The organism is Collimonas fungivorans (assembly GCF_028292705.1).
In the GTDB taxonomy this organism is placed as follows: Bacteria; Pseudomonadota; Gammaproteobacteria; order Burkholderiales; family Burkholderiaceae_D; genus Collimonas; species Collimonas fungivorans_B.
On sequence record NZ_JAQGLV010000050.1, the window covers coordinates 1 to 25,607 of the forward strand.

Genomic DNA, 25,607 nt, shown 5'->3' on the forward strand with positions numbered 1-25,607 from the left:
CCTCCGTGCCGGTTATCTCCAAGGCGAAACATGTCAATTGCAACAACAGAGGAAATCATTGCTGAACTCCGTGCCGGGCGCATGGTGATTCTGGTGGATGAGGAAGATCGTGAAAACGAGGGCGACCTGGTGCTCGCCGCCGATTTTGTGACGCCGGAAGCCATCAATTTCATGGTGAAATATGCGCGCGGCCTGGTCTGCCTGACCTTGACCGAGGAACGCTGCGACCAGCTCAACCTGGGCATGATGACCAGCCGCAACGGCACCGCCTACGGCACCAATTTCACGGTATCGATCGAAGCCGCCGAAGGCGTCACCACCGGCATCTCCGCGGCTGACCGCGCCCGCACCATCCAGGTAGCGGTGGCGCCTGGCGCCAAGGCTGGCGATATCGTGCAGCCGGGCCATATCTTCCCGATCAAGGCGCGCAAGGGCGGTGTGCTGATGCGCGCCGGCCATACCGAAGCCGGTTGCGACCTGACCGAAATGGCAGGCCTGACGCCGGCTGCGGTGATCTGCGAAATCCTCAAGGAAGACGGCACCATGGCGCGCCTGCCGGACCTGCTGGAATTTTCCAAGGAACACGGCCTCAAGGTCGGCACCATCGCCGACCTGATCCATTACCGCGGCCAGCACGAAAGCATCGTCGAACGCCTGGCCGAACGCACTACCCACACTGCCCAGGGCACGTTCAAGACCATTGCCTATCGCGACACGCCAAGCGGCGGCGCCCACCTGGCCCTGCTGCACGGCACGCCGGCGCCGGATGTGGAAACCCTGGTGCGCGTGCACCAGCCGGTATCCATCCTGGATTTGCTGGAAACCGAAGCCACCAACCATTCATGGAACATGGCGTCGGCGCTGGCGGCCATCTCCGCTTCGCCGTGCGGCGTGGTGGTGTTGCTCAACTGCGAAGAATCGGCCGACCAGATTTTCGCCAAGTTCGCGGCGCTGGAAGCCGCCTGCAGCGGCGTCAAGCCGCCGCCGCCGCGGGTCGACCTGCGCACTTACGGCATCGGCGCGCAGATCCTGAAGGACCTCGGCGTCGGCAAGATGAAATTGCTGGCCAGTCCGCGCAAGATGCCGTCGATGACAGGTTACGACCTGGAAGTCACCGGCTACCAGAACAAGCCGAATGCCTGAAGAGCAGGGTCCTAGTGTAGTGTTTGTTGCAACGTGTTCCCGTAACGTTTTTTTGTAAATCATCAGTAGATAAGCGCCAGGTGCGCATAAGAGGAAAGCCATGACAGTCGGAATTTACGAAACCAATCTGGATGGTGCAGATTTGCGCATCGGTATTGTGCAAGCCCGCTTCAATGAAGATGTCTGCCACGGGTTGATCTCGGCCTGCCTGGCGGAGCTGAAGCACCTGGGCGTGGCGGATGAAGACATCCTGCACGTCACCGTGCCCGGCGCGCTGGAAATTCCGCTGGCGCTGCAGAAGATGGCGGAAACCATGCAGTTCGACGCGCTGATCGCGATCGGCGCCGTGATCCGCGGCGAGACTTATCATTTCGAGCTGGTCTCCAACGAATCCGGCGCCGGCATCACGCGCGTCGGCCTCGATGCAGGCATCCCGATTGCGAACGCCGTGCTGACCACCGAGAACGACGAGCAGGCTGAAGCGCGGATGGAAGAGAAGGGCACCGACGCCGCGCGGGTGGCGGTGGAAATGGCCAACCTGGCGATCGCGCTGGAAGAGCTGGCGGAAGCCACCAGCGAAGAATAAGATGTTGCGCCAGGCTGGGCGCCGCCGGCGCCGGCCGTGTATTTTTGTATGTGAACGATAGCTGGAAAAATTATGACTAATAAAACTTTGCACGCCAATCCGAGCAAGAGCCGCACGCCACGTCACCGCGCGCGCGAATTCGCGTTGCAGGGCCTGTACCAATGGCTGTTGAACAATGAAGACGTGACAGCGATTAGCGAAAACATCCGCCAGGCGCACGGTTTCGACAAGGCCGACGCCGAGCATTTCAACTCGCTGCTGTACGGTGCGATCAAGGACGTTGCCTCGTTGCGCGCCGGTCTGGAGCCGCTGATCGACCGTAAGATCAGCGAGCTGTCGCCGGTCGAGCACGCGGCTTTGCTGATAGGTGCTTTCGAGCTGCAGAACCACGTTGAAATTCCTTATCGCGTGGTGATCAACGAAGCGGTCGAACTGACCAAATCGTTCGGCGGCATCGATGGCCACAAATATGTGAACGGCGTGCTGGACAAGTTTGCCGCCAAGACGCGCGCCACGGAAATCGGCGCCGGCAAGAAATCCTGATCCAGCAATCAATGTAGGCGGAGCCGCGGATGCCGCGTTAGCGCATCGGTTCCGTGTTTCAGGCGAGGCGCCAGCGGGCGGCGCCGCGCCATTCGGAAAAGCATTCATGACATTCTCGCATCTGGCTTCACGCCTCGACAACATCGCACCGTTCCATGTGATGGAGCTAGCAAAAATGGCTGCAGCGCTGGAACGGCAAGGCCGCCACATTATCCACATGGGTATCGGCGAGCCTGATTTTACCGCGGCGCCGCTGGTGATCGAAGCCGCCGCCAAGGCCATGGCCGACGGCAAGATGCAATACACCTCTGCCACTGGCTTGCCGGCGTTGCGGGAAGCGATCTCAGCCCATTACCGCCAGGTATTCGGCCTTGATATCGCACCCGGGCGCATCGTCGTCACCGCCGGCGCTTCGGCCGCCTTGCTGCTGGCTTGCGCCGCACTGGTGGAGAAGGGCAGCGAAGTGCTGATGCCGGATCCGTCCTATCCTTGCAACCGCCACTTCGTCGCCGCTTTCGACGGCCAGGCGAAAATGATTGCCAGCGGTCCGGAGCAGCGCTTCCAGCTGTCCGACCGGATGGTGCAGGAGCACTGGGGCGAACATACGCGCGGCGTGCTGCTGGCGTCGCCGTCGAATCCGACCGGGACCTCGATCCTGCACAGCGAGCTGGCCAAGATCATCGCTACCGTGCGCGGCAAGGGCGGTTTCTCCATCGTCGATGAAATCTACCAGGGCCTGAGCTACGAAGGCGAACCGTTTTCGGCGCTGTCGCTGGGCGACGACATCATCGTCATCAACAGTTTCTCCAAATACTTCAACATGACCGGCTGGCGTCTCGGCTGGCTGGTGCTGCCGGAATCGCTGGTGGCGCCTATCGAAAAACTCGCGCAGAACTTGTTCATCTGCCCCTCGGCGATTGCCCAGCACGCAGCGCTGGCTTGTTTCGAGCCTGCTTCGCTGGCCTTGTACGAAGAGCGCAAGAGCGAATTCAAGCGCCGCCGCGATTACCTGGTGCCGGCGCTGGTCGAACTGGGTTTCAAGGTGCCGGTGATGCCGGACGGCGCGTTTTATGTGTATGCGGATTGCAGTGCGCTGTGCAAGGAAGGCGACGACGCCGACAAGTTCGTCAAGGAAGTCTTGAACCAGGCCGGCGTCAGCATGGTTTCCGGCCTCGATTTCGGCCCTTACACCGCGCAGCATTACATCCGCCTGTCGTACGCGACCTCGATGGAGAACCTGCAAGAAGCGGTACGTCGCCTGGGGCAGTTTCTCGGCAAGAGTTAAATATCAACAGACCGTGAGTTCAGACATTGTTTGCTGCCGGCATGACGGCGGTATTGAAAAAGGAGCTTCCATGCAATTCGTTTTTCCTCCCAAACCGGCAGCAGCCGTCCCCGTAGCCGGCAGCGATCAATTGTTTCCGGTGCACCGGATTTATTGCGTCGGCCGCAATTATGCCGAACACGCCAAGGAAATGGGCAGCAGCGGCCGTGAAGCGCCGTTCTTCTTCATGAAGCCTGCCGATGCGGTGCTGCCGGTCGCCCACGGCAGCATAGGCGAGATGCCTTATCCATCGATGACGCAGGACCTGCATCACGAAATCGAGCTGGTGGTGGCTTTATCCACCGGCGGCAAGAACATCCCGGCGGCGGAAGCGGTCAAGCACATCTGGGGCTACGCCGTCGGGCTCGACATGACGCGCCGCGATTTGCAGGGCGAAGCCAAGAAACTGGGGCGACCATGGTGCACCGGCAAGGGCTTTGATTATTCGGCGCCGATTTCACCCATCCATCCGGTCGGCGCCACCGGCGTCATCGAGCAAGGCGATATCCACCTGGATGTAAACGGTGCGTTGCGCCAGAAGGGCGATATCAACCAGATGATCTGGAACATCGCCGAGACCATAGAGCAGTTGTCTGCCTACTTTGAACTGCAGGCCGGCGACCTGATTTTTACCGGCACCCCGGCCGGCGTTGCGGCTGTCGGCAAGGGCGACCTGCTGGAAGGCTCGGTAGCCGGCGTCGGCGATCTGCGCGTACGCCTGGTCTGAGCAGATATCGATGAAACTGTATAGTTATTTCCGCAGCTCCGCCTCCTACCGGGTACGGATTGCCTTGAACCTGAAAGGCATGTCCTACGATACCGTGCCGGTGCATTTGCTGAAGCACGGCGGCGAGCAGCTGAGCCAGATGTACCGCACCCTGAACAGCGACGGCCTGGTGCCGACCCTGGTCGAGGACGCCGCCGGCGGCCAGGCGGTGCTGACGCAGTCGCTGGCGATCCTGGAATACCTGGAAGAAATCCAGCCCGCGCCAGCCTTGCTGCCGCCGGACGCGCTGGACCGGGTTTTTGTGCGCAGCATTGGCTTGTCGATTGCCTGCGATATCCATCCGCTGAACAACTTGCGCGTATTGCGTTACCTGGTGCACGAACTGAAAATCGATGAAAACGCCAAGAACGCCTGGTACCGGCATTGGTGCGAAAGCGGTCTGGCGGCGCTGGAAGTGACGCTGGCCCGCGATGGCCGGCCCGGCAAGTTCTGTTTCGGCGATACGCCGACGCTGGCCGACTGCTGCCTGGTGCCGCAGATTTTCAATGCGCAGCGCCTGAAATGCGATCTGTCGGCGATGCCGACCGTGATGGGCATCTACCAGAACTGCCAGGAACTGGATGCCTTTATCAAGGCGGCGCCGCAGAACCAGCCGGATGCCGAGGCCTGAACCAGCGCCAGAAAACAAAAAGCCAGGGTTAACAACCCTGGCTTTTTTTTATCCGACGCTGGCCTGGATCGGCGCCGCAGGATGGAAACTCTCTGCGCGCGAGATCGGCCAGTATTTCTCGAATACCGGATAGCGGTATTTCTGGTTCAGCAAATCCCCCGGCTGCAGATAATGCAGCAAGTCAGACATCAGCTTCACCTCATGGTCCGAGGTGCGGCGCACGATGTGATGCGCGCGTAGCGCCGAGGCGTGCGGCAAGCCGGCGGCTTGCACCAGTTCCTGCAGTGCGTGCAACGTGCTTTCGTGGAAACGGTACACGCGCTCGGCCTTGTCAGGCACTACCAGCGCTTTCTGGCGGCCGGTGTCCTGGGTGGCGACGCCGGTAGGGCAGCGGTCGGTATGGCAGCTCTGCGACTGGATGCAGCCCAGCGAAAACATGAAACCGCGCGCCGAGTTGCACCAGTCGGCGCCGATCGCCAGCGTGCGCGCCAGGTCGAAGGCGGTGATCACCTTGCCGCTGGCGCCGATCTTGATGCGGTCGCGCAGGCCGGCGCCGAGCAGGGTGTTATGTACCAGCAGCAAACCTTCCTGCAAAGGCATGCCGACGTGGTCGACAAACTCCAGCGGCGCCGCGCCGGTGCCGCCTTCGGAGCCGTCGACCACGATGAAGTCAGGCAGGATGCCGGTCTGCAGCATGGCTTTGACGATGCCGAAAAATTCCCAGGGATGGCCTACGCACAGCTTGAATCCGACCGGCTTGTCGCCCGACAGCGTGCGCAGTTTCTGGATGAATTCCAGCAGGCCGATAGGATTGGTAAACGACGAATGGGTGGCCGGCGAGATGCAGTCGACGCCCATCGGCACGCCGCGCGTGGCCGATATCTCCGGCGTGATCTTGGCCGCCGGCAGCACGCCGCCGTGGCCTGGTTTGGCGCCCTGCGACAGCTTGACCGTGATCATCTTGACTTGCGGAGTAGTGGCTTGCGCCACGAATTTTTCTTCGTTGAAGCTGCCGTCGCCATTGCGGCAGCCGAAATAGCCGGAGGCGATCTGCCACAGCAGGTCGCCGCCGAATTCTCGATGGTAGGGCGAGATCGAACCTTCGCCGGTGTCGTGTGCGAAGCCGCCTTTCTTGGCGCCGCGGTTGAGCGCGCGGATCGCATTGGCCGACAGCGCGCCGAAGCTCATCGCCGAGACATTGAAGACCGACATCGAATACGGCTGCGCCCGTTCAGCGCCGACCGTGACGCGGAAATCGTGGCTGGCGATGATGGTCGGCGCCAGCGAGTGGCCGACCCATTCATAGCCGCGCAGCTTGACGTCCAGCTCGGTGCCGAACGGCCGGCTGTCGACTTCGCCCTTGGCGCGCTGGTAGACCAGGCTGCGTTCCTTGCGGGTAAACGGCGCGCCGTCGTTGTCGCTCTCGAAAAAGTACTGGCGCATCTCGGGGCGGATCATTTCAAACAGGAAGCGGAAATGTCCCATCAGCGGATAGTTGCGCAGGATCGCGTGGCTGCGCTGGTTCATGTCCCAGATGCCGAGTCCGGTCAGCAGGGCAGGGAGCAGTGCCCACCACCATCCCATCTTGCCGGCCGCGGCGCCGGCGGCAAGCAGCAAAGTCAGCGACAGCACTGCCCAGAAACTTAGATAACGACTGACTCTCATGATTTCCTTCCTTTTAAGATTGCGGCTGCAATGGCGGTTCGCTTGTGGAAAACCGCATCGGGCAGTAGCAGGCTGACAATTTTACACATTGGCAGCGCATTTCGTGCGGACGGCGCTTCCGTTTGTCCTACAAGGACATCGGTCCCTGTCCTATAGCGCCGCATGGGGCGGCTGGTTAGTATGGACTCACCGATGCAAGGGTAGTAATCAGCGCCGACCGGGCGCCATCGCTCCGCAGAGCGCCCTTGCATGTCAGGCCAGCCGCGTTAATAAAAACCGGCCAGGCATTGAATTGACAACCCGAATTGATAACCCGAATTGACAACTATTAAGGAGTGCACAATGAACTGGGACACTATTCAAGGCAACTGGAAACAATTCAAGGGCAACGTCAAGGAACAATGGGGCAAGCTGACCGACGACGACCTGGACCAGATCGCCGGCAAGCGCGACCAGCTGGCAGGCCGCATCCAGGAAGCCTACGGGATCGAGAAGGACGAAGTTGAAAAACAGATCCACGAGTTCGAAAAGCGCCAGAAGGATCAGTTCTGAATGCCTTTTTCACCATGATTGAGCAATGACATTCATAAGTCGAAGAAAGGACATTGACATGACTATCAATAAAATCCTCGCCACCATGCTGATCGGCGTGGCCGGCTTCAGCGGCACCTCGCTGGCCCTGGCGGCAGACAGCGCCAAAGACAGCTACAAGGCGGCACAAGACTTGGCTGACGCCACCTACAAGGGGGACAAGGTGAAATGCGACCAGCTCAGCGGCAACGGCAAGGACGTTTGCCTCAAGCAAGCCGAGGCCACGCGTGAGCACACCAAGCAAGATGCAAAAGCCGAGTATAAAAATACCCCGAAAGCCGTAGCCAGCGCGCGTAAATCGGAGGCTGACGCCGACTACGCGGTAGCCAAGGAAAAATGCGATGGCCTGGCGGGTAACGCCAAGGACGTCTGTATCAAGCAGGCAAAGGCAGATAAGGTTAACGAAGTAGCCGACGCCAACACGCAGAAAGATGTTTCCAAGTCCAAGGCCGATGCCCGGGAAGAACGGGCCGATGCGCGATACAAGGTTGCGATGGCCAAGTGCGATGCGCTGGCAGGCGCTGCCAAGGATGACTGCGTCGCCGCAGCCAAGGCAGACGCCGGTAAATAATAAGCAAGCTATTTTGACAGCACCAATTTAAGGAGAACTTCCCATGACCACTTTTCATAAACGCATCTCGGCTTTTTTCTTCGCACTCTGCATGGTGTCCCTGGTCGGCTGCGCTGCGACCTCTACCCAGGAAGGCACTGGCGGCTACGTGGATGACGCCGTCATCACGACCAAGGTCAAGGCTGAAATCTTCAACGAGCCAAGCTTGAAATCGGCTGAAATCAATGTCGAGACTTTCAAGGGCGTGGTGCAGCTGAGCGGTTTTGTGGCGCAGCGGGATGATGCCGCCAGGGCTTCTGCAGTGGCGGCCGGGGTCAAGGGCGTGAAGTCGGTGAAGAACAATATCTTGCTGAAATAGGTTCCGCCTGTCCGCCGGCCGGAGCCAGAATGGAAGCGGCCGGCGGACAGGAATTCCGGGCGAAGTGCAAGATGAGGTATTGAACAGATGCAGGAAACGGATATACACTGGATTTATAGCATTTACATTGACGGCAGTCGGACCACGTCACATGCTGGCCGGATAACTTATCTGATTGCGACGGTTGAATAGATGATAAAAATTTTGGTGGTTGACGACCATGCGGTAGTCCGTGCCGGCGTCCAGTATTTTATTGCCGACATCCCGGAGATGGAAATCACCGGGGAAGCCGCCAATGCGCAGGAAGCGATCCGGCTGATCCGTTCGCAGGATTACGACATCGTGCTGCTCGACATCGCGATGCCGGACAAGAGCGGGGTCGAAGTGCTGAAACAGATCAAGCGCGAGAAGCCGCTGCTGCCGGTGCTGATCCTGAGCATGCATCCGGAGAGCCGTTATGCGGTGCAGGTGCTGCGCAGCGGCGCCGACGGTTACGTGCAGAAAGAGGCGCTGGCGACGGAACTGGTGAAGGCGATCGAGACCATATTGCAAGGCCACAAGTACATCAGCTATGCGGTGGCCGAGCTGTTGACGGCCGATCCCGCCAGCAATGAAAACACGCCGCTGCATGAATCACTGTCAGCGCGCGAATACGAGATTTTTTATAAACTGAGCCAGGGGGAAGGGGTGACCAAGATTGCCGAGGAGCTTTGTCTCAGCGTAAAGACCATTAGCACTTATCGTACCCGCGTGCTGCAGAAAATGAGCATGGCAAGCAACGCGGATATTATTTATTATGCGATCAAGAACAACCTGATCGACTAGAGGATGCGATCGTGCCGTGTGCAAGAAATGCCAGTTGCCCATCCGGCCTGGCGCAATGCATGAATTGAAGCGAGGGATGTTGCAAGATAGTCGCCAAACAAAATGGACCATACAACAACCTCCGATATAGCCAAATCCGGCGCCACGCCGTTGCGGATTTTTCTGGTGGAAGATTCAGTGGCTGTCAGGGATTTGATGATTGATACCTTGAGCGAAATTCCCGGTGTGGTATTTGCCGGGTTTGCCGAGGGGGAAGGGGATGCATTGAAAAAAATCGATGCCGAGCCATTTGATGTGCTGATCCTGGACATCGAACTCAAGGAGGGCAATGGCATGAGCCTGTTGCGTACCCTGGCGGAATCGCACAAACCGCTCAATTCCCTGAAAATCATCTTCAGCAATAACGTCAGCAACGCTTTTCGCCGCGCCGGCGCGAAATACGGCGTGCGTTTCTTCTTCGATAAAAGTTCCGAATTCACCAAGCTGCGCGATCTGCTGGCAGCATTGGGGACAGGGCTGCCTGATCACTGATCGGGCGGTTGCCGTCCGCTGGCTGTTTGAAACGCTTTCAGTCATACTCACCCGCTGGCATCCGGCGGGTTTTGTGCTTTCATGCTGCCCTTTTTTGCCATGACCTCTGCTGGACATAATGACCGACATGAACTTGCGGGAGGCGACTTGACGACAGACAGCCACGAGGCTGGGCTAGGCAATCCTCACTACCAGGATCTGCTGAAGACACGCGCGCTGGAAAGTCTCGCCGCGACGCGCACCTATGTATCGCGCACCACCATCGCCGCCATCGTCGTGAGCGCGGCGCTGATGATCGTTTCCGCCGTGGTGCTGATTGCCTGCGTCTACCAGGTAACGCTGCCGTTTCCGACTTCGCAGCTGCCGCTGATGCGGGCCAACACCGCGGCCGGGTTTTTACTGGCTGCCGGCAGCCTGCTGCTGCAATGCCTGGCGGCCAGGCCGCAAAAAGCGATCAGGTTTATAGCGCAAGCGCTGGCTGTGTTGCTGCTGCTGTTTGCCGGCGCCGCGCTTTGGCAAGAAGCCTTCCATAATGCCGCTTGGCTTGAGATCGTCCTTTCGGCGCTGGCGCCGCAGCCCGGTTTGCGCAACCCGAGCGGTTTGCATCCCATGGTGGCCATCGGTTTCATTTTGTGCGGACTGGCTTTGCTCCTGCTTGACCGCCGCGGCAAAAAGGAAAGCCACCTGGCCGAATACCTGGCGATCTCCCTCACATTCTTAAGCGCAATCCCGCTGCTGGGTTACCTGTACAACGTCGCGGCAATGACCCAGATGGTCTATGCCACCAGCATTCCCTGGCTGTCGGCCATCGCTTTCCTGTTGTTCGGCATGGCGCTGCTGATGTCGCGCCCGCACCGGCGCCTGATGGCGATCATCACGCGCCATGCGCCGGGCGGGCAGATGCTGCGCCGCTCCCTGCCGCAGATGCTGGTGCTGCTGGTCGCGCTGCACTGGCTGGCGGACTGGGGCGCGCGCCAGGGATTCTACGACCGCACCTCGGTGCCGCCTTTGCTGACCTTGATCGACGGCGTACTGGTGCTGTTCATTTTCTGGCGCACCGCCGGCAAGGTCGACCGCGAATACGGAGCGCGCCTGCAAAGCGCAGCGGAGCTGGCCGAAGCCACCGCCTTGCTGATTGCCGTGAGCGACAATACCAACGATCCGATTTTCGTGAAAGACCGCCAGGGGCGCCTGATTTTCGCCAACCCGGCTTATTTGCGCCAGCTTGGGCTGAAGTGGCAAGAGGCCAAGCATCGCAGCAGCAGCGAACTGTTCGCGCGCGAAGAAGATGCGGCGCGCATCGACAGGGATGATGCCCGCATCATGAGCGGCGGGGTCTCGGAAACGCTGGAGCAGACGGCGCAGCTGCCAGGCGGCATGGTGACATTCCAGACCACCAAGGCGCCATGGTTCGACCAGCAGAGGCGGGTCATGGGCGTGGTCGGCATCGCCACCGACATCAGCGAGCGCAAGCGCGCCGAAGATTCGCTCAGGCAGCGCGAACTGGAGCTGGAGCGCACCATCGCCCAGCGCACCGCCTTGCTGCGCGAACTGGCCAACCACATGGAAACCATACGGGAAGAAGAGAAGCGGGCGATTGCGCGCGAGCTGCATGACAATATGGGAGCGTCCCTGACGGCGCTCAGCATGCACCTGGAAGGGGTCTACAAGATCCTGCCGGAGAACGAGCACTGGCAGCAGCGCCAGGCGCAGATGCAAACCCTGCTCAGCTCACTGGTGGCGACCACGCGCCGGATCCAGATCGAATTGCGGCCGAACATGCTTGAGCTGTTCGGTTTGAAAGCGGCGATTGTCGAACAGCTGGAAGATTTCGGCCGGCGCACCGAGATTGTCTGCAAATCCAGCTTGCCGGATGAAGACATTGCGGTCGATCACAAGATCGAAATCGCGGTCTACCGCATGCTGCAGGAAATCCTGAACAACGTCTCCAAGCACGCCCAAGCCACCCAGGTCGATTTGATTCTCGACATCGACGAAGACCGGCTGGCGCTGACGGTGCGCGATAACGGCGTCGGCATGTCGCAGCAGCGTTTTGAAAACACCACCACCCACGGTTTGCGCGGCCTGCATGAAAGGGCCACTTACCTGGGCGGGAAAGTCCGCTTTGCCGGCGGCGAAGGCAAGGGCACGACGGTGGTGATCGAATTGCCGGTGCTGGAGCAGGCGGATGCGCCTAAGGCATAAGCAGGCGATCGCAGTGCGGAAGGCTGGGAGCACCAGCCTGGTGCAGTGCAGGCTTACGGCGGGCAGGGATCGGTCGCCACCAGTACGCTGCAGGGTACTTTCTCGACCAGCAGGGTATCGACCGAGCCGCGCCACCAGCGGGTCGCCATCGGTTTCTTGCGTGAATGGCCGACGATCACCAGGTCTATCGCCAGTTTGCTGACCAGGTCGCTGATCACATTCACCGGTTCGCCGCTTTCAAAATGGTCGATTGCCTTGATGCCAGCGTCGCTGAGCAGCTTGTGGCCTTTGATCAGTTCTTGTTCGAGCAGGGTTTTTTCAGCCCTGATGGCGGATTCGGCGACAAATTCGCCTGCCATCAGGTAGGTGGCGAGGTTGATGACCCCCAGCAGGTGGACCTCGACGTCAGGGCCTGGCGCCAGCTGGATGCAGGAATACAGGGCAGAACGGCTTTCGGGCGTGCCATTGTAGGCGACGAGAATTTTCCGGTACATATACCCTCCTGAAAATTATATTTGCAATGGTCTCTGGTTTCATCATAGCGCAGTCTGGGGCTGTCAACCAGAGGCCATTTGGGTATTTGCTGCGATGTTTTCCAGCGCCGGTTTTGCATGATGAAAGCGGATTTTCGGATTCTCTCCATGCCGTTTTTGGCGCATTGCCGATTTCCCCCGAATACTGCAAATTGGCGGCGCCTGATCAAAAAGCGGCAAAACTACGGCACTATTGCGCTATGCAGCACTATAAAAGTAGACTTGGCGCGTAGTGCGCCGATTCTGGACTGCGCAAGCTTCAGCGTTTCGCAACGTGATTGATCAATAAAAAGTCGAAGGAAAAATGGATGTCGGATGAAATCGTGATTGTCGGCGGCGGCGCCGGCGGCCTGGAGCTGGCTTGCAAGCTCGGCCGCAAGCTGGGGAGCGGCCACGTCACGCTGGTGGACCGGGCGCTGTACCACATCTGGAAACCGTCGCTGCATGAAGTTGCTGCGGGTACGCGCGATATCCATCAGGAAGGCCTGTCTTACCAGATGTTGGCGCATGACAATAAATTCCGCTTCGTCTACGGCGCCATGACGGCGCTCGACAGCGTCAACAACACGATCACGGTGGATGCGGTGCTGGACGAATCGGCGCAGGAACTGATCCCGCCGCGCCAGATCGGCTTCAGCAAGCTGGTGATTGCGGTCGGCAGCGTTTCCAATTATTTCGGCATCAGCGGCGCCGAGGAAAATACGATTTCGCTCAACACGACCGAAGACGCCGAACATTTCCGGCTGCGCCTGCTGAAAATGCTGGCGCTGGCGGACCTGCAGAAAGAAAAGAATCCGGAGGCGGGCGTCGATATCGTGATCGTCGGCGGCGGCGCCACCGGGGTCGAACTGGCGGCGGAATTGCGCGACGCCAGCAGCGTCTACACCGACTACGATTTTCCGCACCTGAACCCGAACCGCGACGTCCGCATCACTATCCTGGAAGGCGCGCCGCGTTTGCTGGCGCCGCTGACCGAGCGGGTTTCCAAGGCCGCCACCAAGCTGCTGCAGGAACGCGAAGTGAAGGTGGTCACCGATTGCCGCGTCGCGGCCATCGCGGAAAATTTCGTGACCGACGCCAACGGCAACAATTATGTGTCCGACCTGTGCGTATGGTCGGCCGGCATCAAGGCGCCCGATTTCCTCAAGACCCTGGGTTTGCCGGTGACCAAATCGAGCCAGCTGGAAGTCGACGGTATGCTCAAGGTCGCCGGCAGCAAGAATATCTACGCGCTGGGAGATTGCGCGGCTTGCGTCGGTCCCGACGGCAAAATGGTGCCGCCGCGGGCCCAGGCCGCGCACCAGCAGGCTGACTACCTGCTGGAGATGTTCGTGCGCTCGAATAAAGGACAGGCGGCGCTGGATACGCCCTACGTCTACAAGGACCATGGCTCGCTGGTGTCGTTCGGCCGGAATACCTCGGTCGGCACCCTGATGGGCTCGCTGACCAAGCTTGGCTGGTTTGTCGACGGTTTCTTCGCCCGCATGATGTATTCCAGCCTGCACCTGATGCACCTGAACGCCTTGCTGGGGCCGGTACGCACCGGCGTTACCGCTGCCGCCAGCAGCCTGATGAAGCATGCCAAGCCCTCAGTCAAGCTGCACTGACTTTGTAAGCATGTTGTTCAGATGTAAAAGTATGTATCGTTTGCATGCTTTCCCGGAAAGTTGGTCTATAGTTCAAATCAACAGCCGTGGACTTAGCGGTCTGTGACTATACGACCCTTGAAGGAGTCAATCATGCTTTACAAAAAATGGATATGTGTTGCGCTGCTGGCCAGCACGACTGCTGCGGTTTCAACCTCTGCCCTGGCTTACAACGATGGCGCCAACACCGCCATCGGCGCGGTGGCCGGTGCTGTCATCGGCGGCGCCGTGGGCGGCCGTAACGGCGCGATCGTCGGCGGCGTGCTGGGTGCCGCGGTGGGCGCGACTTCCGGCGGCTATCGCGACGACAACCGTGGCTATTACGATCGCGGCCAAGGCTATTATGCGCAGCCTGCGCCGGTGTACTACCGTCCTCAGCCGACTTATTACCAGCCTGCGCCGGTCTATTATCGGCCAGCCCCGGTGTATTACCGTCCGGCTCCGGTCTATGTGGAAAACCGCGACTACTATCGCCAGCAATATCGGGGCGGTTACTACGACCGCTGATCCGAGGCTGAATTAAACGGCAGACGCCGGTCCAGATGAGAATCTGGACCGGCGTTTTTTATTGGCGCGCCGGATTCTTTGCTATGCGCCAGGCGCCATACGTCCTATATTGAAAAGGCCAGCGACAGCTGGCCAATACATGGAGGAGACTGCTGTGGAAAAAACCAAGCATGTAGCGACCGGCGCCAAGCACAGTAAGAAAGAAATACAGAAAGAAATTCAGAAAAAAATGCAGCCGGTGAATCCCGCCGAGCGCTGGACCGGACACGCGCTGGATGGCAGCCAGCAGCTCGATATCGTCGAAGAGCAGATGTATGTGAACGAGCCCGGCACCACCATCGACCAGCCGCTGGTGCCGCAGAAACCGCCGAAATGACCGTCCCCGGGCTGGGACAATTTGTCCAGCCGGAAAAGCCTTTGCGGCGGCTGCCGACCCGAATTGCTAGTTTATAATCGCACTGAGAACGCCTTCCCAAAAAATCCAACAATAAGCAGGAAAATCATGTCGATTCTTTCGGTAAGACCGGCCAGGCGCCGTCTTGGCGCACAGTTCCTGTTTTTCCTTGCGGCCGCGCTGCCGCCTGTCTTCGCCACTGCGGCCGAGGCAGATGCCGGTCCGGTCCCAGACACCATCAAACAACGCCTCACCGCCTGCACCGCCTGCCATGGCGAGCAGGGACGCGCTACCAACGACGGTTATTACCCGCGCATCGCCGGCAAGCCGGCCGGTTATCTCTACAACCAGCTGCACAATTTTCGCGAAGGACGCCGGCAGTATCCGATGATGACTTACCTGGTCGACCATCTGTCGGACGCCTACCTGCAGGAAATCGCCCAGTATTTTGCGGACCAGCATCCGCCTTATCCACCGCCGCAGCCGCCCGATCCGTCGAGCGCGACGCGGGCGCGCGGCGAAACCCTGGTCAACCAGGGCGACCCTGCCAAGAAGATCCCGGCCTGCATCGCCTGCCATGGCAGCGCCATGACTGGCGTTTTGCCGACCACGCCAGGTCTGCTCGGCCTGCCGCGCGATTACCTGGTGGGCCAGATCGGCGCCTGGAAAAACGGCGCGCGCCACGCCGTGGCGCCCGACTGCATGGCGCAGGTAGTGCAGCGCCTGAGTGCGGAAGACATCGGCGCGGTGGCGTCCTGGCTGGCGGCGCAGCCGGTGCCTGCCGACGCTACTGCGGCCGCTCCCACCACGGCCAAGCTGCCGCTGGCTTGCGGCAGCATCCTCCTCCCTCCGGCCAACCCTTGATGAAGCAGAGCGCAGAATGAAACGACTACTCAAGTGGGTGCTGGCTGGTTTGCTGTTACTGATCATTGCGGCTGTCGTGGTCGTGGTGGCCTTGAATGCCGACGACCGCAGCGCACCGCCGCAGCCGGCGCAAACTATAGTGAATCCTGCCGAGCAGATAAGCCGCGGCGCTTACCTGGTGCAGGGCGGCGACTGCATGGCCTGCCATACGGCGCGCGGCGGCAAGGAGCTGGCCGGCGGGCGCGCAATACAGACGCCGTTCGGCGCCATCTATGCGCCGAATCTCACGCCCGATAAGGAAACCGGCATCGGCTCCTGGTCGGCCGACGATTTCTGGCAAGCGCTGCACAACGGCAAATCGAAAGACGGCAGCCTGCTGTATCCGGCTTTTCCGTACACGAACTACACCAAGGTCACGCGCAGCGACGCCGACGCCATGTTCGCCTATCTGCGCAGCGTGCCTGCGGTGCAGCAGAAGAACCGTCAGCACGATCTGCGTTTTCCCTATAACAACCGGTTCCTGCTCTACGGCTGGCGTGCCCTGTATTTCCGGCCTGGCACGTATCAGGACGAGACTCAGCAATCGGTCGAGTGGAACCGCGGCGCCTACCTGGTGCAGGGGCTGGGCCACTGCAGTGCTTGCCACACCACCCGCAATGCCCTGGGCGGCACCGACTTGAAGGCGGACTTGGGCGGCGGTTTTATCCCGGTGGTGAACTGGTATGCGCCGTCGCTGACTTCGGACCAGGAAATCGGCCTTGGCGACTGGGATATCGAGCACATCACAGGCCTGCTGAAAAACGGCGTCTCGCCGCGCGGTACGGTGCTGGGACCGATGGCGGAGGTGGTGGGCGCCAGCCTGCAGCACCTGAGCGACCAGGATGTGCGCGCCATGGCGGTCTACCTGAAATCCTTGCCGCGCCAGAAGGAAGCCTCGGAGCCCAAGGAACGCGCCAGTCCGGACGAAGTGGCGCGGGTGATGGAGCTGGGCCAGAAGATCTACAAAAACCATTGCATCGATTGCCACCAGGCTTCCGGCAAGGGCCAGTGGCCGGCTTATCCGCCGCTGGCAAGCAATCACGCGATCACCATGCCGGCGCCGGTGAATGCGATCCGGGTGGTCCTCAACGGCGGATTTGCGCCGAGCACCGCCGCCAATCCGCGTCCCTACGGCATGCCGCCTTACGGGCCGGCCTTGAACGATAGCGAAGTGGCGGCAGTGGTCTCGTATATCCGCAACAGCTGGGGCAACAAGGCGCCGATCGTGAGCGCAGCCGAGGTCAACCGTTATCGTGCGGTGCCGCTGGATTAGCACCGTGATCTTCCATAAAAAAAAGCAGCCGTCAGGCTGCTTTTTTTATTTTGTTGCGGCTTATACGGTCAGCATGATCTTGCCGATATGCGAACTGCTTTCCATCAGCGCATGTGCTTGCGCCGCCTGCTCGAGCGGGAAGGTCTTGAAGATCACCGGCTTGATTTTTTTTGCCGCCAGCAGCGGCCAGACGCGCTCCTGCAGCTGGGCGGCGATGGCAGCCTTGAAGGCGATCGGCCGTGGCCGCAGGGTCGAGCCGGTAATCGTCAGGCGCCGCATCATGATGTGGCGGAAATCGATATTGGCGCTGTTGCCGCCCAGGGTGGCGATGAAAACCAGGCGGCCGTCGTCGGCCAGGCAGCTGATTTCACGCGGCACGTAATCGCCGGCCACCATGTCCAGGATCACGTTGACACCCTTGCCGTCGGTCGCAGCCTTGATGACGGCGGCGAAGTCTTCAGTGCGGTAATTGATCGCGCGTTCGGCGCCCAGCGCTTCGCAGGCGCGGCATTTTTCATCCGAGCCGGCGGTGGCGAATACCCGGTGGCCGAGCGCCGTGGCGATCTGGATCGCCGCCGCGCCGATGCCGGAACTGCCGCCCTGCACCAGCAGGGTTTCACCGCTCGCCAGTTTGGCGCGGTCGAAGACATTGCTCCAGACGGTATAAAAGGTTTCCGGCAGCGACGCCGCTTCCACCGCGCTCCATCCCTCTGGCAGCGGCAGGCACTGGGCGGTCGGTGCGCAACAGTATTCGGCGTAACCGCCGCCTTGCACCAGGGCGCATACCAGGTCGCCTTTCTTGTATGGGCTGCCGGTGAAATCGCCGTCGACGATTTCACCGGCGATCTCCAGCCCTGGCAAATCGGAAGCTCCGGGCGGCGGCGTATAGTTGCCGGTGCGCTGGAACACGTCCGGCCGGTTGATGCCGGCGGCCTGCACCTTGATCAGGACTTCACCTGGCTTGAACGAGGGCAGGGGGCGTTCGCAGATCTGCAATACTTCCGGGCCGCCGGGATGGGTGATTTCGATAGCGCGCATGGCATGGTCTCAAGGTAAAAGAGCCATTGTATGACAAGTCCAATTTCTCTTTTGAAAGCACAAGTAATAGCTTTTCTGTATTAGCCCGGCACAAGTATTCACGTTATTATTTTGATGCTCATGGGTAAGATTTCTTTATGGAAATTCAATCAGTCAAGGGCTTAAAGAACAGGCGATGACCGACCGCGCACATAATGCACGTAATGCAGGCAACAAAGCCATGTCCAAGCCGGCCTGGCATCCTATCAGCGCTTCGCCGGCGACGCGGCAGGCGAGTAGCCGCCAGCGGCGGCGCGCATTGTGGGTCTGCGTCGGGATCGTGCTGGGAACGCTGCTGTTGCTGCCGGTGGCAGCGGTCATGGGGCCTCGGGTGCCGGCCTTCCTGCCTTCCTATCAGACTGCGACCGTGGTCGCCTACGTCATCATCACTTACCTGATTTTTGCCCACTACCGCGCCACCAGGACACTCGATCTGCTGTATATCGGCGCCGCCTGCTTTTATTGCGCCGGGATTTTCCTGCTGCAGTTCCTGGCTTTACCTGACATGTTCCTGCCGCAAGGGGCATTGCTGGGCGGGCCGCAGACCACGATCTGGCTATGGTTTTTCTGGCATGCCGGCCTGGCGCTGGGGATACTGGCCTATGCCGCCAGCCGCTGGTGGAGCCCGGCCTTGGCGCATTACCATCCCGAACGCATGGCGCAATGGCTGATGGCGGCGGTGGCGGCGGCGCTGGTCGCCAGCCTGGCCCTGGTCACGGCATTCCATGAGCAATTGCCGGTGCTCGACAACAACGGTAACTTTCATCGCGTGGTCACCAGCGGCGTCGGCCCCTTGCTGCAAGGGATCACCGGTTTAGCCCTGCTGGTGCTGTGGCAGGCCACCCGCTTCCGGGCGGTCTTGCATGTATGGCTGGGGGTGGCGCTGGTTGCGCTGCTGTGCGACAACGCCATCACCATGGCCGGCGGCAGCCAGTTTTCAGTGGGCTGGTATGTCGGCCGCTGCAACGCACTGGTTTCCGCCACGCTGCTGCTGCTGATCTACCTGCGCGAAATGAACCAGGTCTATCTGAAGACGGTGCAGGATGCCCGTTTGCTGGCGCTGAACAACGCCATGCTGGAAGTCAGGATGGACCAGGTGCGGCTGGACGATCTGACCGGCCTGCCTAGCCGTTCCCTGTTCCTGGAACTGGCGGAAACCTTGCGCAGCCGCGACTTGCCGGGCCGCCATGCGGTGGCGCTGCTGTTCATCGACCTGGACGGATTCAAGCGCATCAACGACGACCTCGGGCATGATCGCGGCGATACCGTGCTGATCGAGGTGGCTGCCGCCCTCAGGTCGGTGCTGCGCGACAGCGATATCGCCGGCCGTGTCGGCGGCGACGAATTCGTGGTGTGCCTGGTGGCGCCCGCCGCCGCCATCAAAGCCACCGCCACCGCAGTCGCCGGCCGCATCGTCAGCCGCGTCGCCGCCATCGGCGACGGTATCGGCTGCAGCATCGGCATCGCCCTGTGCCAGGCTGAAAACATGGAGTGGGATTCTGCCATGCGCCAGGCTGACGAAGCGATGTACCAGGCCAAGCGCCAGGGCAAAAGCCGCTTCACGGTATACGGCCATACGCTGCTGGATGAGATGGCCTGAAGCGGGCGGTCTGTTTATTAAAAATATCATTAAATCAATAATCGATAAATTCGATTATTTGCCTATAAATTTTCCGTTTTTCTTTTAATTTTCCCTCGACCATACTGCAATTCACTGGCGCTGGATCAATGCCAGTCAAAAGAAATCGATTCCTGTTTTTAATGTCGAATTAATTGCATAAGGAGATATCATGCCAACCGAAAAAACCATGAGCGCAGACATGATTTTGTTGAACGGACGCTTCCATACGGTCGACAAGACGCAGCCGCTGGCGACGGCGGTGGCGATACAGGACGGCAAATTCGTTGCGGTGGGCGATGCGGAAGAGGCGATGCGTCACCGCGGCGCGGCGACCCAGGTGGTCGACCTGAACGGCCGCACCGTGATCCCTGGCTTGAACGACTCCCACTTGCACCTGATCCGCGGCGGCCTCAACTACAACCTGGAACTGCGCTGGGAAGGCGTGCCTTCGCTGGCGGACGCCTTGCGCATGCTGAAAGAGCAGGCGCTGCGCACGCCGCATCCGCAATGGGTGCGCGTGGTTGGCGGCTGGACCGAATTCCAGTTCGCCGAAAAACGCATGCCGACCCTGGAAGAAATCAATGCCGCCGCGCCTGATACGCCGGTGTTCATCCTCCACCTGTACGACCGCGCCTTGCTCAACCGCGCCGCCTTGCGCGCCGTCGGCTACACCAAGGACACGCCGAATCCGCCGGGCGGCGAAATCCAGCGCGACGCCGCCGGCAATCCGACCGGCATGCTGATTGCCAAGCCGAACGCGATGATCCTGTATGCGACCCTGGCCAAGGGCCCGGCCTTGCCGCACGAGCTGCAAGTCAATTCCACCCGCCAGTTCATGCGCGAGCTGAACCGGCTCGGCCTCACCAGCGCCATCGACGCCGGTGGCGGTTTCCAGAATTATCCCGAAGACTACGCCATCATCGACCAGCTGGCGCGCGACCAGCAGCTGACGATACGCATCGCCTACAACCTGTTCACCCAGCGCAAAGGGCAGGAGCTGAAAGATTTCCAGAAATGGACCGGCATGGTCACACCCGGCCAGGGCGACGATTTCTACCGCCATAACGGCGCCGGCGAGATGCTGGTGTTTTCGGCGGCGGACTTTGAAGACTTCCTGGAACCGCGGCCGGAACTGGCGGCCGGCATGGAAGACGAACTGGAAAAAGTGGTGCGGCACCTGGTCTCGCAGCGCTGGCCGTTCCGCCTGCATGCCACCTACAACGAATCGATCAGCCGCATGCTGGACGTGTTTGAAAAAGTGAACCGCGAAATTCCTTTCGACGGCCTGCACTGGATCTTCGACCATGCGGAAACCATCACGCCGCAGAATATCGAACGGGTGCGTGTGCTGGGCGGCGGCATCGCCATCCAGCACCGGATGGCGTTCCAGGGCGAATATTTTGTCGACCGTTACGGCGCTGAAGCTGCCGCCCACACGCCGCCGATAGCACGCATGCTGGAGATGGGCGTGCCGGTCGGCGCCGGCACCGATGCCACCCGGGTGGCCAGCTACAACCCCTGGACCGCGCTGTACTGGCTGGTGTCGGGACGTACCGTCGGCGGCATGAAGCTGTATGACAGCGCCGCCCGGCTGTCGCGCGAAACCGCGCTCGAACTGTGGACCAACGGTAGCGCCTGGTTCTCCAGCGAGCAGGGCAAGAAGGGCCGCATCAAACAAGGGCAGCTGGCGGACCTGGCGGTATTGTCGGCAGACTTCTTCAGCGTCGACGAAGACAGCATCAAGGCGCTGGAGTCGGTGCTGACGGTAGTGGGCGGCAAGATTGTCTACGGCGCGGCAGAATTCGGGCCGCTGGCGCCGCCGCCGATCCCGGTATTGCCGGACTGGTCGCCGGTGAAGAATGTGCCGGGTCACTATCGTCCGGTGCCGCAGCAGCGCCAGGCCCTGCCGCATCAATGTGCAGGCGCCTGCGGCGTGCACGCCCATGCGCACGATGCGGCAAGAAAATCGACAGTGCCGATTTCGGACTATTCGGGATTCTGGGGCGCGTTGGGTTGCAGCTGCTTCGCTTTTTAGGCTTATTGCGGACGGCCCGGTAGAAGTCCGGCCGGGGAACGATTTGAGGATTACTATGCGCTATACAAAACAAAAATCGTAGCTTAACCGGCCCTAAGTTTGACGGAGGATGCAGGATGCAGGCAAGCAATCGCAGGACCCATCAATCGGTCGTACTGAGTTTCCTGGCCGGTTATGTCGATACCGTAGGTTTCGTCGCCCTGTTCGGCTTGTTCACCGCCCACGTCACCGGCAACTTCGTGCTGATCGGCAGCGAGCTGGCCAATCATTCGCATGGTGTGCTGATCAAGCTGCTGGCGTTCCCGGCCTTCATACTCGCGGTGGCGCTGACGCGCGTCACGCTCATCTGGCTCGAGCGCAGCACCCGGCCGCCGATGCCTTACCTGCTGGTGCTGCAGCTGATTTTTTTGCTGGGGTTCATGGGCGCCGGCTGCCTGGCGCAACCGCTCGGCGATACGGAAGCGCCGCTGGCCCTGCTGGCAGGCATCTGCGGCGCCGCCTGCATGGGCGTGCAGAACGCCAGCAGCCGCCTGGTGCTGCAGCACCTGACGCCAACCACGGTCATGACCGGCAATGTCACCCAGCTGGTGATCGACCTGGTTGACATCCTGCGCGGCGCGGCGGACGAAGTGGTGCGCCAGCGCTGCATCAAGTTCTTCTGGCCGGTGGTGATGTTCGGCGTCGGCGCCATCGGCGGCGCCTTTGCCTACAAGTACCTGCTGTTCCTGTCCCTGCTGCTGCCGGCGGCGCTGCTGGTCTGGCTGGCGGTCACGGAATATCTTTCAGAAAAGGGCGAAGCGGGATCGCCATCAACTTTATAATGGTCGAGGAATTACGGAGATATTCCGATATTGCCGATCTGGCAATCCTTGATATGTAACGAGGCGACGAAAGAAATGACCTACCTGTTTCATTTGATTGAGCAATATGGGCTGGTCATCGTCTTTTTCAATGTGCTGGCCGAACAGCTGGGAGCGCCGGTGCCGGCTTATCCGACCCTGGTGATTACCGGCGCCCTGATGCACCGCGGCGAATATTCTGCGCCGGTGCTGTTGCTGACGGCAGTGGCGGCGGCGCTGATCGCCGATCTTCTCTGGTACATGGCCGGCCGGCGTTACGGCAGGAAAGTGTTGTCTACCTTGTGCCGGATTTCGCTGTCCCCCGATTCCTGCGTGCGGCAAACCGAATCCATCTATTCGCGCTGGGGCGCGCGTTCGCTGCTGGTCGCCAAGTTCATCCCGGGTTTTGCTTCCATCGCCAGCGCGCTGGCCGGCACCATCGGCACCAGTCGCACTACCTTCATCCTCTACGACAGCATAGGCGCAGCCTTGTGGGCCGGCCTGGCGATTTTCCTCGGCTCGCTGTTCAGCACCACCATCGACGACCTGCTGAGCGTGCTGACCGAGCTCGGCCAGTACGGCATGATGCTGGTCGCCGCCGGCTTTGCGATATTCGTCGCCAGCAAATGGTGGCAGCGCCGGCGCTTCCGCATGTCTCTGCGCATGGCGCGCATCTCGGTGGCGGAACTGGACCAGCTGTTCAAGCAGGGCATCACGCCGGCTATCGTCGACGTCCGCTCGCCGGCTTCGCAGCAGGCCGGGCGCATCCCTGGCGCGCGCACCATCTCGCACCAGGAAATCAACAGCTTCGTGTTCGATGCGCCGGTGGACCAGGAGGTGATCGTCTACTGCGCCTGCCCGAACGAAGCTTCGGCGGCGTTGGTCGCCAAGCAGCTGATGCTGAGGGGTTACAAGAAGGTGCGGCCGCTGTCAGGAGGCATCGACGCTTGGATCGCGGCCGGCTACGCGATCGATTCCTAATTCTTTCCTCTCTATCCTCTTTGTCGGGAGCCCCATGTTCAGAATCAGTCTCGATGCGCTGTTGATCCTTGACGCCATCGACCGCCGCGGTTCGTTCTCCGCCGCCGGCAGCGAATTGCACCGGGTTCCTTCGACCATCTCCTACACCGTATCGAAACTGGAACAGGACCTGGGCGTGCAGGTCTACGAGCGCCAGGGGCCGAAGGTGGCGCTTACGCGCGCCGGCGCCGAATTGCTGAAGGAAGGACGCTATCTGCTGAAGGCGGCGGAAGACCTGGAGCATCGTGTGCGCCGCGTGGCTTCCGGCTGGGAAACCGAACTGACGGTCTGCATCGACTCGCTGTTTTCGGTAGCGGCGCTGGAGTCCGACATATCCGCCTTTTGCAGCGTCGCCGATAAAACCCGCTTGCGCATCGCCAGGGAATCGCTGGCCGGCACCTGGGAAGCCTTGCTGGAACGGCGTGTCGATTTGCTGATCGCAGCGCCGGGGCAGGGTCCGGCGGGCGGCGGCTACATCGCCGAGCAGATGGGTACGATCTCTTTTGTATTCGTGGTGGCGCCGACGCATCCGCTGGCCAAGGTGAAGCGGGTGCTGGGCAAGGCCGAGCTGCTGCCGCACCGCGCCATCAGCGTGGCCGATTCGGCGCGCAAGATGGCGTCGCGCACGGTGGGCCTGCTGTTTGGGCAAGACACGCTGACGGTGCCTGACATGCGCAGCAAATACGATTTGCAGCTGGCGGGCATCGGCTTCGGTTTTTTACCGGAACCGTGCGCACGCGCGGCGATTGCCTCTGGCGCCCTTGTCGTGAAAGAAGTGGAAGAGCCGAAGCCGGACGAAATCTTTTCGCTGGCGTGGCGCACCGGCGACGACGGCGCCGCCTTGAGCTGGTGGATGGAGCGCATGCGCGACAGCGACGCCATGGCGCGCCTGATCCGCCATGTGCCGGGAGCGCTCTAAAAAAACAGGCCGGACATCGTAGCGCTGTTCCGGCCTGTTGAGCTTCTGCTGCGCCCGCCAGATCAATAAGGCAGGTCGAACAGCAATACTTCTGCGGCTTCGGCATTGGCCAGCGTGACCAGATTCTCGGCCGTCACCTTCACCGCATCGCCGCCGTTCAGCTCGACGCCGTTGACATTGACGCGGCCGCGTATCACATGCACATAAGCGTTGCGTCCATCTGCCAGCGTGTGCTGCAGCGGCTCGCCGCCGTTCAGGATCGCTGCATAGATCGACGCATCCTGATGTATCAGCACCGAGTCGCCGCGGCCGTCGGCCGATGCGATCAGGCGCAGCTGTTCCTGCTTTTGCGCGACCGTGAAATGCTTTTCCTCGTAGCTGGGCGGAATGCCAGTGACATTCGGCTTGATCCAGATCTGCAGGAAATGCACAGGCGCGGCAGCCGAGTGATTGAACTCGCTGTGGCGCACGCCGCTGCCCGCGCTCATCCTTTGCACATCGCCGTAATGCAGGACAGAACCGGTGCCCATGCTGTCCTTGTGTTCCAGCGCACCGTCCAGCACATAGGAAATGATTTCCATGTCGCTGTGGCCGTGGGTGCCGAAACCCTGGCCGGCTTTTACGCGGTCTTCATTGATCACCAGCAGCGGTCCGAAGCCGGTATGTTCGGCGTCGAAATAGTGGCCGAACGAAAATGTATGATGCGAATTCAGCCAACCGTGATCGGCGACGCCGCGTTCTTCGCTTTTACGAATTTGAAGCATGATTTTCTCCGTCAGTGACTGCAGGCAGCGCCATTTTTCACTATGAAGAATGGTTGCGATGGATGCAGTGTTGAAGCAACTGGAGGAAGTATGCGCGTTGCCAAATCAAAAGAAAAACGGAAAAAATAGGGGTGTATGTTCGAATTTATCGATCATTATGGAAGGGCCTTTGTTTATGCGGCTAACAGGACCATGCATCAATCTTTGTGGGCGCCGTAAGGGTTAAAAAACGGGTTCTGCAACATAAAATTCGAAAATAGATAGCTGGATGGAAATTATTTGCAACAAATGCGTGGTCAACTGCCGGATTTGAAGAGGGAAAGAGGGCCATGCGATG

At 60.4% G+C, this 25,607-nt stretch carries 26 protein-coding genes; 22 read left to right on the forward strand and 4 right to left on the reverse strand.

Going from position 1 to position 25,607, the window contains the following annotated elements:
- Positions 1 to 30 precede the first annotated feature (30 nt).
- The 6 genes from ribBA (at position 31) to maiA (ending at position 4,993) form a co-directional block, all read left to right on the forward strand.
- The gene (gene ribBA / locus JWQ61_RS02460; protein ID WP_014007411.1) at positions 31 to 1,143 is read left to right on the forward strand and encodes a bifunctional 3,4-dihydroxy-2-butanone-4-phosphate synthase/GTP cyclohydrolase II; all 1,113 of its coding nucleotides are present in this window, start codon (positions 31 to 33) and stop codon (positions 1,141 to 1,143) included.
- A gap of 100 nt (positions 1,144 to 1,243) precedes the next feature.
- Positions 1,244 to 1,729, forward strand: a complete 486-nt coding sequence (gene ribH / locus JWQ61_RS02465; protein WP_014007410.1) for a 6,7-dimethyl-8-ribityllumazine synthase — start codon at positions 1,244 to 1,246, stop codon at positions 1,727 to 1,729.
- Between the two features lie 72 nt (positions 1,730 to 1,801).
- A complete protein-coding gene (nusB, locus tag JWQ61_RS02470; protein WP_120234708.1) occupies positions 1,802 to 2,272 on the forward strand; it encodes a transcription antitermination factor NusB in 471 nt (156 codons plus the stop codon).
- A 106-nt stretch (positions 2,273 to 2,378) separates the two neighbouring features.
- The gene (locus JWQ61_RS02475; protein WP_304359114.1) at positions 2,379 to 3,557 is read left to right on the forward strand and encodes a pyridoxal phosphate-dependent aminotransferase; all 1,179 of its coding nucleotides are present in this window, start codon (positions 2,379 to 2,381) and stop codon (positions 3,555 to 3,557) included.
- A 70-nt stretch (positions 3,558 to 3,627) separates the two neighbouring features.
- Entirely contained in the window at positions 3,628 to 4,323 is a 696-nt protein-coding gene (locus tag JWQ61_RS02480) for a fumarylacetoacetate hydrolase family protein (protein WP_304359115.1), read from the forward strand.
- Between the two features lie 10 nt (positions 4,324 to 4,333).
- Positions 4,334 to 4,993 (forward strand): maleylacetoacetate isomerase, encoded by a 660-nt coding sequence (maiA, locus tag JWQ61_RS02485; protein WP_304359116.1) that lies wholly within the window; start codon positions 4,334 to 4,336, stop codon positions 4,991 to 4,993.
- A gap of 48 nt (positions 4,994 to 5,041) precedes the next feature.
- Here the strand turns inward: maiA and JWQ61_RS02490 are convergent, their stop codons facing one another.
- Positions 5,042 to 6,658, reverse strand: a complete 1,617-nt coding sequence (locus tag JWQ61_RS02490) for an FMN-binding glutamate synthase family protein (protein ID WP_304359117.1) — start codon at positions 6,656 to 6,658, stop codon at positions 5,042 to 5,044.
- A 342-nt stretch (positions 6,659 to 7,000) separates the two neighbouring features.
- Here JWQ61_RS02490 and JWQ61_RS02495 point away from each other — a divergent pair, with 342 nt between their 5' ends.
- The 6 genes from JWQ61_RS02495 (at position 7,001) to JWQ61_RS02520 (ending at position 11,739) form a co-directional block, all read left to right on the forward strand.
- Positions 7,001 to 7,210 (forward strand): CsbD family protein, encoded by a 210-nt coding sequence (locus tag JWQ61_RS02495; RefSeq protein ID WP_304359118.1) that lies wholly within the window; start codon positions 7,001 to 7,003, stop codon positions 7,208 to 7,210.
- A 58-nt stretch (positions 7,211 to 7,268) separates the two neighbouring features.
- A complete protein-coding gene (locus tag JWQ61_RS02500; protein ID WP_304359119.1) occupies positions 7,269 to 7,820 on the forward strand; it encodes a hypothetical protein in 552 nt (183 codons plus the stop codon).
- Positions 7,821 to 7,863: 43 nt separating this feature from the next.
- Complete coding sequence (locus tag JWQ61_RS02505; RefSeq protein WP_304359120.1) at positions 7,864 to 8,178, forward strand: BON domain-containing protein; 315 nt, start codon at positions 7,864 to 7,866, stop codon at positions 8,176 to 8,178.
- Positions 8,179 to 8,370: 192 nt separating this feature from the next.
- Positions 8,371 to 9,003 carry a response regulator transcription factor gene (locus JWQ61_RS02510; protein ID WP_304359121.1) on the forward strand — a complete coding sequence of 211 codons (633 nt, stop codon included), beginning with the start codon at positions 8,371 to 8,373 and terminating at the stop codon, positions 9,001 to 9,003.
- Between the two features lie 102 nt (positions 9,004 to 9,105).
- Positions 9,106 to 9,534 carry a response regulator gene (locus JWQ61_RS02515; RefSeq protein WP_120234715.1) on the forward strand — a complete coding sequence of 143 codons (429 nt, stop codon included), beginning with the start codon at positions 9,106 to 9,108 and terminating at the stop codon, positions 9,532 to 9,534.
- 147 nt (positions 9,535 to 9,681) lie between these two features.
- Positions 9,682 to 11,739: a PAS domain-containing protein gene (locus tag JWQ61_RS02520; protein WP_304359122.1), complete on the forward strand. Its 2,058-nt coding sequence runs from the start codon at positions 9,682 to 9,684 to the stop codon at positions 11,737 to 11,739.
- 53 nt (positions 11,740 to 11,792) lie between these two features.
- Here the strand turns inward: JWQ61_RS02520 and JWQ61_RS02525 are convergent, their stop codons facing one another.
- The gene (locus JWQ61_RS02525) at positions 11,793 to 12,233 is read right to left on the reverse strand and encodes a universal stress protein (protein ID WP_120234716.1); all 441 of its coding nucleotides are present in this window, start codon (positions 12,231 to 12,233) and stop codon (positions 11,793 to 11,795) included.
- A 347-nt stretch (positions 12,234 to 12,580) separates the two neighbouring features.
- On the opposite strand from JWQ61_RS02525, the gene JWQ61_RS02530 reads away from it, so the two are divergent.
- The 5 genes from JWQ61_RS02530 (at position 12,581) to JWQ61_RS02550 (ending at position 16,995) form a co-directional block, all read left to right on the forward strand.
- Entirely contained in the window at positions 12,581 to 13,879 is a 1,299-nt protein-coding gene (locus tag JWQ61_RS02530) for an NAD(P)/FAD-dependent oxidoreductase (protein WP_304359123.1), read from the forward strand.
- A 132-nt stretch (positions 13,880 to 14,011) separates the two neighbouring features.
- The gene (locus tag JWQ61_RS02535; RefSeq protein ID WP_304359124.1) at positions 14,012 to 14,425 is read left to right on the forward strand and encodes a glycine zipper domain-containing protein; all 414 of its coding nucleotides are present in this window, start codon (positions 14,012 to 14,014) and stop codon (positions 14,423 to 14,425) included.
- A 154-nt stretch (positions 14,426 to 14,579) separates the two neighbouring features.
- On the forward strand, positions 14,580 to 14,801 hold the full coding sequence (locus JWQ61_RS02540; protein ID WP_304359125.1) for a hypothetical protein: 222 nt from the start codon (positions 14,580 to 14,582) through the stop codon (positions 14,799 to 14,801).
- 126 nt (positions 14,802 to 14,927) lie between these two features.
- Positions 14,928 to 15,683 carry a c-type cytochrome gene (locus JWQ61_RS02545; protein ID WP_304359126.1) on the forward strand — a complete coding sequence of 252 codons (756 nt, stop codon included), beginning with the start codon at positions 14,928 to 14,930 and terminating at the stop codon, positions 15,681 to 15,683.
- 16 nt (positions 15,684 to 15,699) lie between these two features.
- On the forward strand, positions 15,700 to 16,995 hold the full coding sequence (locus tag JWQ61_RS02550) for a cytochrome c (RefSeq protein ID WP_304359127.1): 1,296 nt from the start codon (positions 15,700 to 15,702) through the stop codon (positions 16,993 to 16,995).
- A 60-nt stretch (positions 16,996 to 17,055) separates the two neighbouring features.
- Here the strand turns inward: JWQ61_RS02550 and JWQ61_RS02555 are convergent, their stop codons facing one another.
- Positions 17,056 to 18,033, reverse strand: coding sequence for an NAD(P)H-quinone oxidoreductase (locus tag JWQ61_RS02555; protein WP_304359128.1), 978 nt, complete (start codon positions 18,031 to 18,033; stop codon positions 17,056 to 17,058).
- A gap of 220 nt (positions 18,034 to 18,253) precedes the next feature.
- On the opposite strand from JWQ61_RS02555, the gene JWQ61_RS02560 reads away from it, so the two are divergent.
- The 5 genes from JWQ61_RS02560 to JWQ61_RS02580 all read left to right on the forward strand — a co-directional run bounded on the left by JWQ61_RS02560 (position 18,254) and on the right by JWQ61_RS02580 (position 24,506).
- On the forward strand, positions 18,254 to 19,672 hold the full coding sequence (locus tag JWQ61_RS02560; RefSeq protein WP_304359129.1) for a diguanylate cyclase: 1,419 nt from the start codon (positions 18,254 to 18,256) through the stop codon (positions 19,670 to 19,672).
- A gap of 208 nt (positions 19,673 to 19,880) precedes the next feature.
- The gene (locus JWQ61_RS02565; RefSeq protein ID WP_304359134.1) at positions 19,881 to 21,728 is read left to right on the forward strand and encodes an amidohydrolase; all 1,848 of its coding nucleotides are present in this window, start codon (positions 19,881 to 19,883) and stop codon (positions 21,726 to 21,728) included.
- Positions 21,729 to 21,844: 116 nt separating this feature from the next.
- Positions 21,845 to 22,549, forward strand: coding sequence for a YoaK family protein (locus JWQ61_RS02570; RefSeq protein ID WP_304359130.1), 705 nt, complete (start codon positions 21,845 to 21,847; stop codon positions 22,547 to 22,549).
- Positions 22,550 to 22,624: 75 nt separating this feature from the next.
- Entirely contained in the window at positions 22,625 to 23,548 is a 924-nt protein-coding gene (locus JWQ61_RS02575; RefSeq protein ID WP_304359131.1) for a DedA family protein/thiosulfate sulfurtransferase GlpE, read from the forward strand.
- A 34-nt stretch (positions 23,549 to 23,582) separates the two neighbouring features.
- Positions 23,583 to 24,506, forward strand: a complete 924-nt coding sequence (locus JWQ61_RS02580) for a LysR substrate-binding domain-containing protein (protein WP_304359132.1) — start codon at positions 23,583 to 23,585, stop codon at positions 24,504 to 24,506.
- A gap of 62 nt (positions 24,507 to 24,568) precedes the next feature.
- On the opposite strand, the gene JWQ61_RS02585 is transcribed toward JWQ61_RS02580, so the two are convergent.
- Complete coding sequence (locus JWQ61_RS02585) at positions 24,569 to 25,270, reverse strand: pirin family protein (RefSeq protein ID WP_304359133.1); 702 nt, start codon at positions 25,268 to 25,270, stop codon at positions 24,569 to 24,571.
- Positions 25,271 to 25,607: the final 337 nt, after the last annotated feature.

Coding starts and splice junctions, on each gene's coding strand:
- ribBA (WP_014007411.1), top strand. CDS start 31: ATGTCAATTGCAACAACAGAGGAAATCATTGCTGAACTCCGTGCCGGG.
- ribH (WP_014007410.1), top strand. CDS start 1,244: ATGACAGTCGGAATTTACGAAACCAATCTGGATGGTGCAGATTTGCGC.
- nusB (WP_120234708.1), top strand. CDS start 1,802: ATGACTAATAAAACTTTGCACGCCAATCCGAGCAAGAGCCGCACGCCA.
- JWQ61_RS02475 (WP_304359114.1), top strand. CDS start 2,379: ATGACATTCTCGCATCTGGCTTCACGCCTCGACAACATCGCACCGTTC.
- JWQ61_RS02480 (WP_304359115.1), top strand. CDS start 3,628: ATGCAATTCGTTTTTCCTCCCAAACCGGCAGCAGCCGTCCCCGTAGCC.
- maiA (WP_304359116.1), top strand. CDS start 4,334: ATGAAACTGTATAGTTATTTCCGCAGCTCCGCCTCCTACCGGGTACGG.
- JWQ61_RS02490 (WP_304359117.1), bottom strand. CDS start 6,658: ATGAGAGTCAGTCGTTATCTAAGTTTCTGGGCAGTGCTGTCGCTGACT.
- JWQ61_RS02495 (WP_304359118.1), top strand. CDS start 7,001: ATGAACTGGGACACTATTCAAGGCAACTGGAAACAATTCAAGGGCAAC.
- JWQ61_RS02500 (WP_304359119.1), top strand. CDS start 7,269: ATGACTATCAATAAAATCCTCGCCACCATGCTGATCGGCGTGGCCGGC.
- JWQ61_RS02505 (WP_304359120.1), top strand. CDS start 7,864: ATGACCACTTTTCATAAACGCATCTCGGCTTTTTTCTTCGCACTCTGC.
- JWQ61_RS02510 (WP_304359121.1), top strand. CDS start 8,371: ATGATAAAAATTTTGGTGGTTGACGACCATGCGGTAGTCCGTGCCGGC.
- JWQ61_RS02515 (WP_120234715.1), top strand. CDS start 9,106: ATGGACCATACAACAACCTCCGATATAGCCAAATCCGGCGCCACGCCG.
- JWQ61_RS02525 (WP_120234716.1), bottom strand. CDS start 12,233: ATGTACCGGAAAATTCTCGTCGCCTACAATGGCACGCCCGAAAGCCGT.
- JWQ61_RS02530 (WP_304359123.1), top strand. CDS start 12,581: ATGTCGGATGAAATCGTGATTGTCGGCGGCGGCGCCGGCGGCCTGGAG.
- JWQ61_RS02535 (WP_304359124.1), top strand. CDS start 14,012: ATGCTTTACAAAAAATGGATATGTGTTGCGCTGCTGGCCAGCACGACT.
- JWQ61_RS02545 (WP_304359126.1), top strand. CDS start 14,928: ATGTCGATTCTTTCGGTAAGACCGGCCAGGCGCCGTCTTGGCGCACAG.
- JWQ61_RS02550 (WP_304359127.1), top strand. CDS start 15,700: ATGAAACGACTACTCAAGTGGGTGCTGGCTGGTTTGCTGTTACTGATC.
- JWQ61_RS02555 (WP_304359128.1), bottom strand. CDS start 18,033: ATGCGCGCTATCGAAATCACCCATCCCGGCGGCCCGGAAGTATTGCAG.
- JWQ61_RS02560 (WP_304359129.1), top strand. CDS start 18,254: ATGTCCAAGCCGGCCTGGCATCCTATCAGCGCTTCGCCGGCGACGCGG.
- JWQ61_RS02565 (WP_304359134.1), top strand. CDS start 19,881: ATGAGCGCAGACATGATTTTGTTGAACGGACGCTTCCATACGGTCGAC.
- JWQ61_RS02570 (WP_304359130.1), top strand. CDS start 21,845: ATGCAGGCAAGCAATCGCAGGACCCATCAATCGGTCGTACTGAGTTTC.
- JWQ61_RS02575 (WP_304359131.1), top strand. CDS start 22,625: ATGACCTACCTGTTTCATTTGATTGAGCAATATGGGCTGGTCATCGTC.
- JWQ61_RS02580 (WP_304359132.1), top strand. CDS start 23,583: ATGTTCAGAATCAGTCTCGATGCGCTGTTGATCCTTGACGCCATCGAC.
- JWQ61_RS02585 (WP_304359133.1), bottom strand. CDS start 25,270: ATGCTTCAAATTCGTAAAAGCGAAGAACGCGGCGTCGCCGATCACGGT.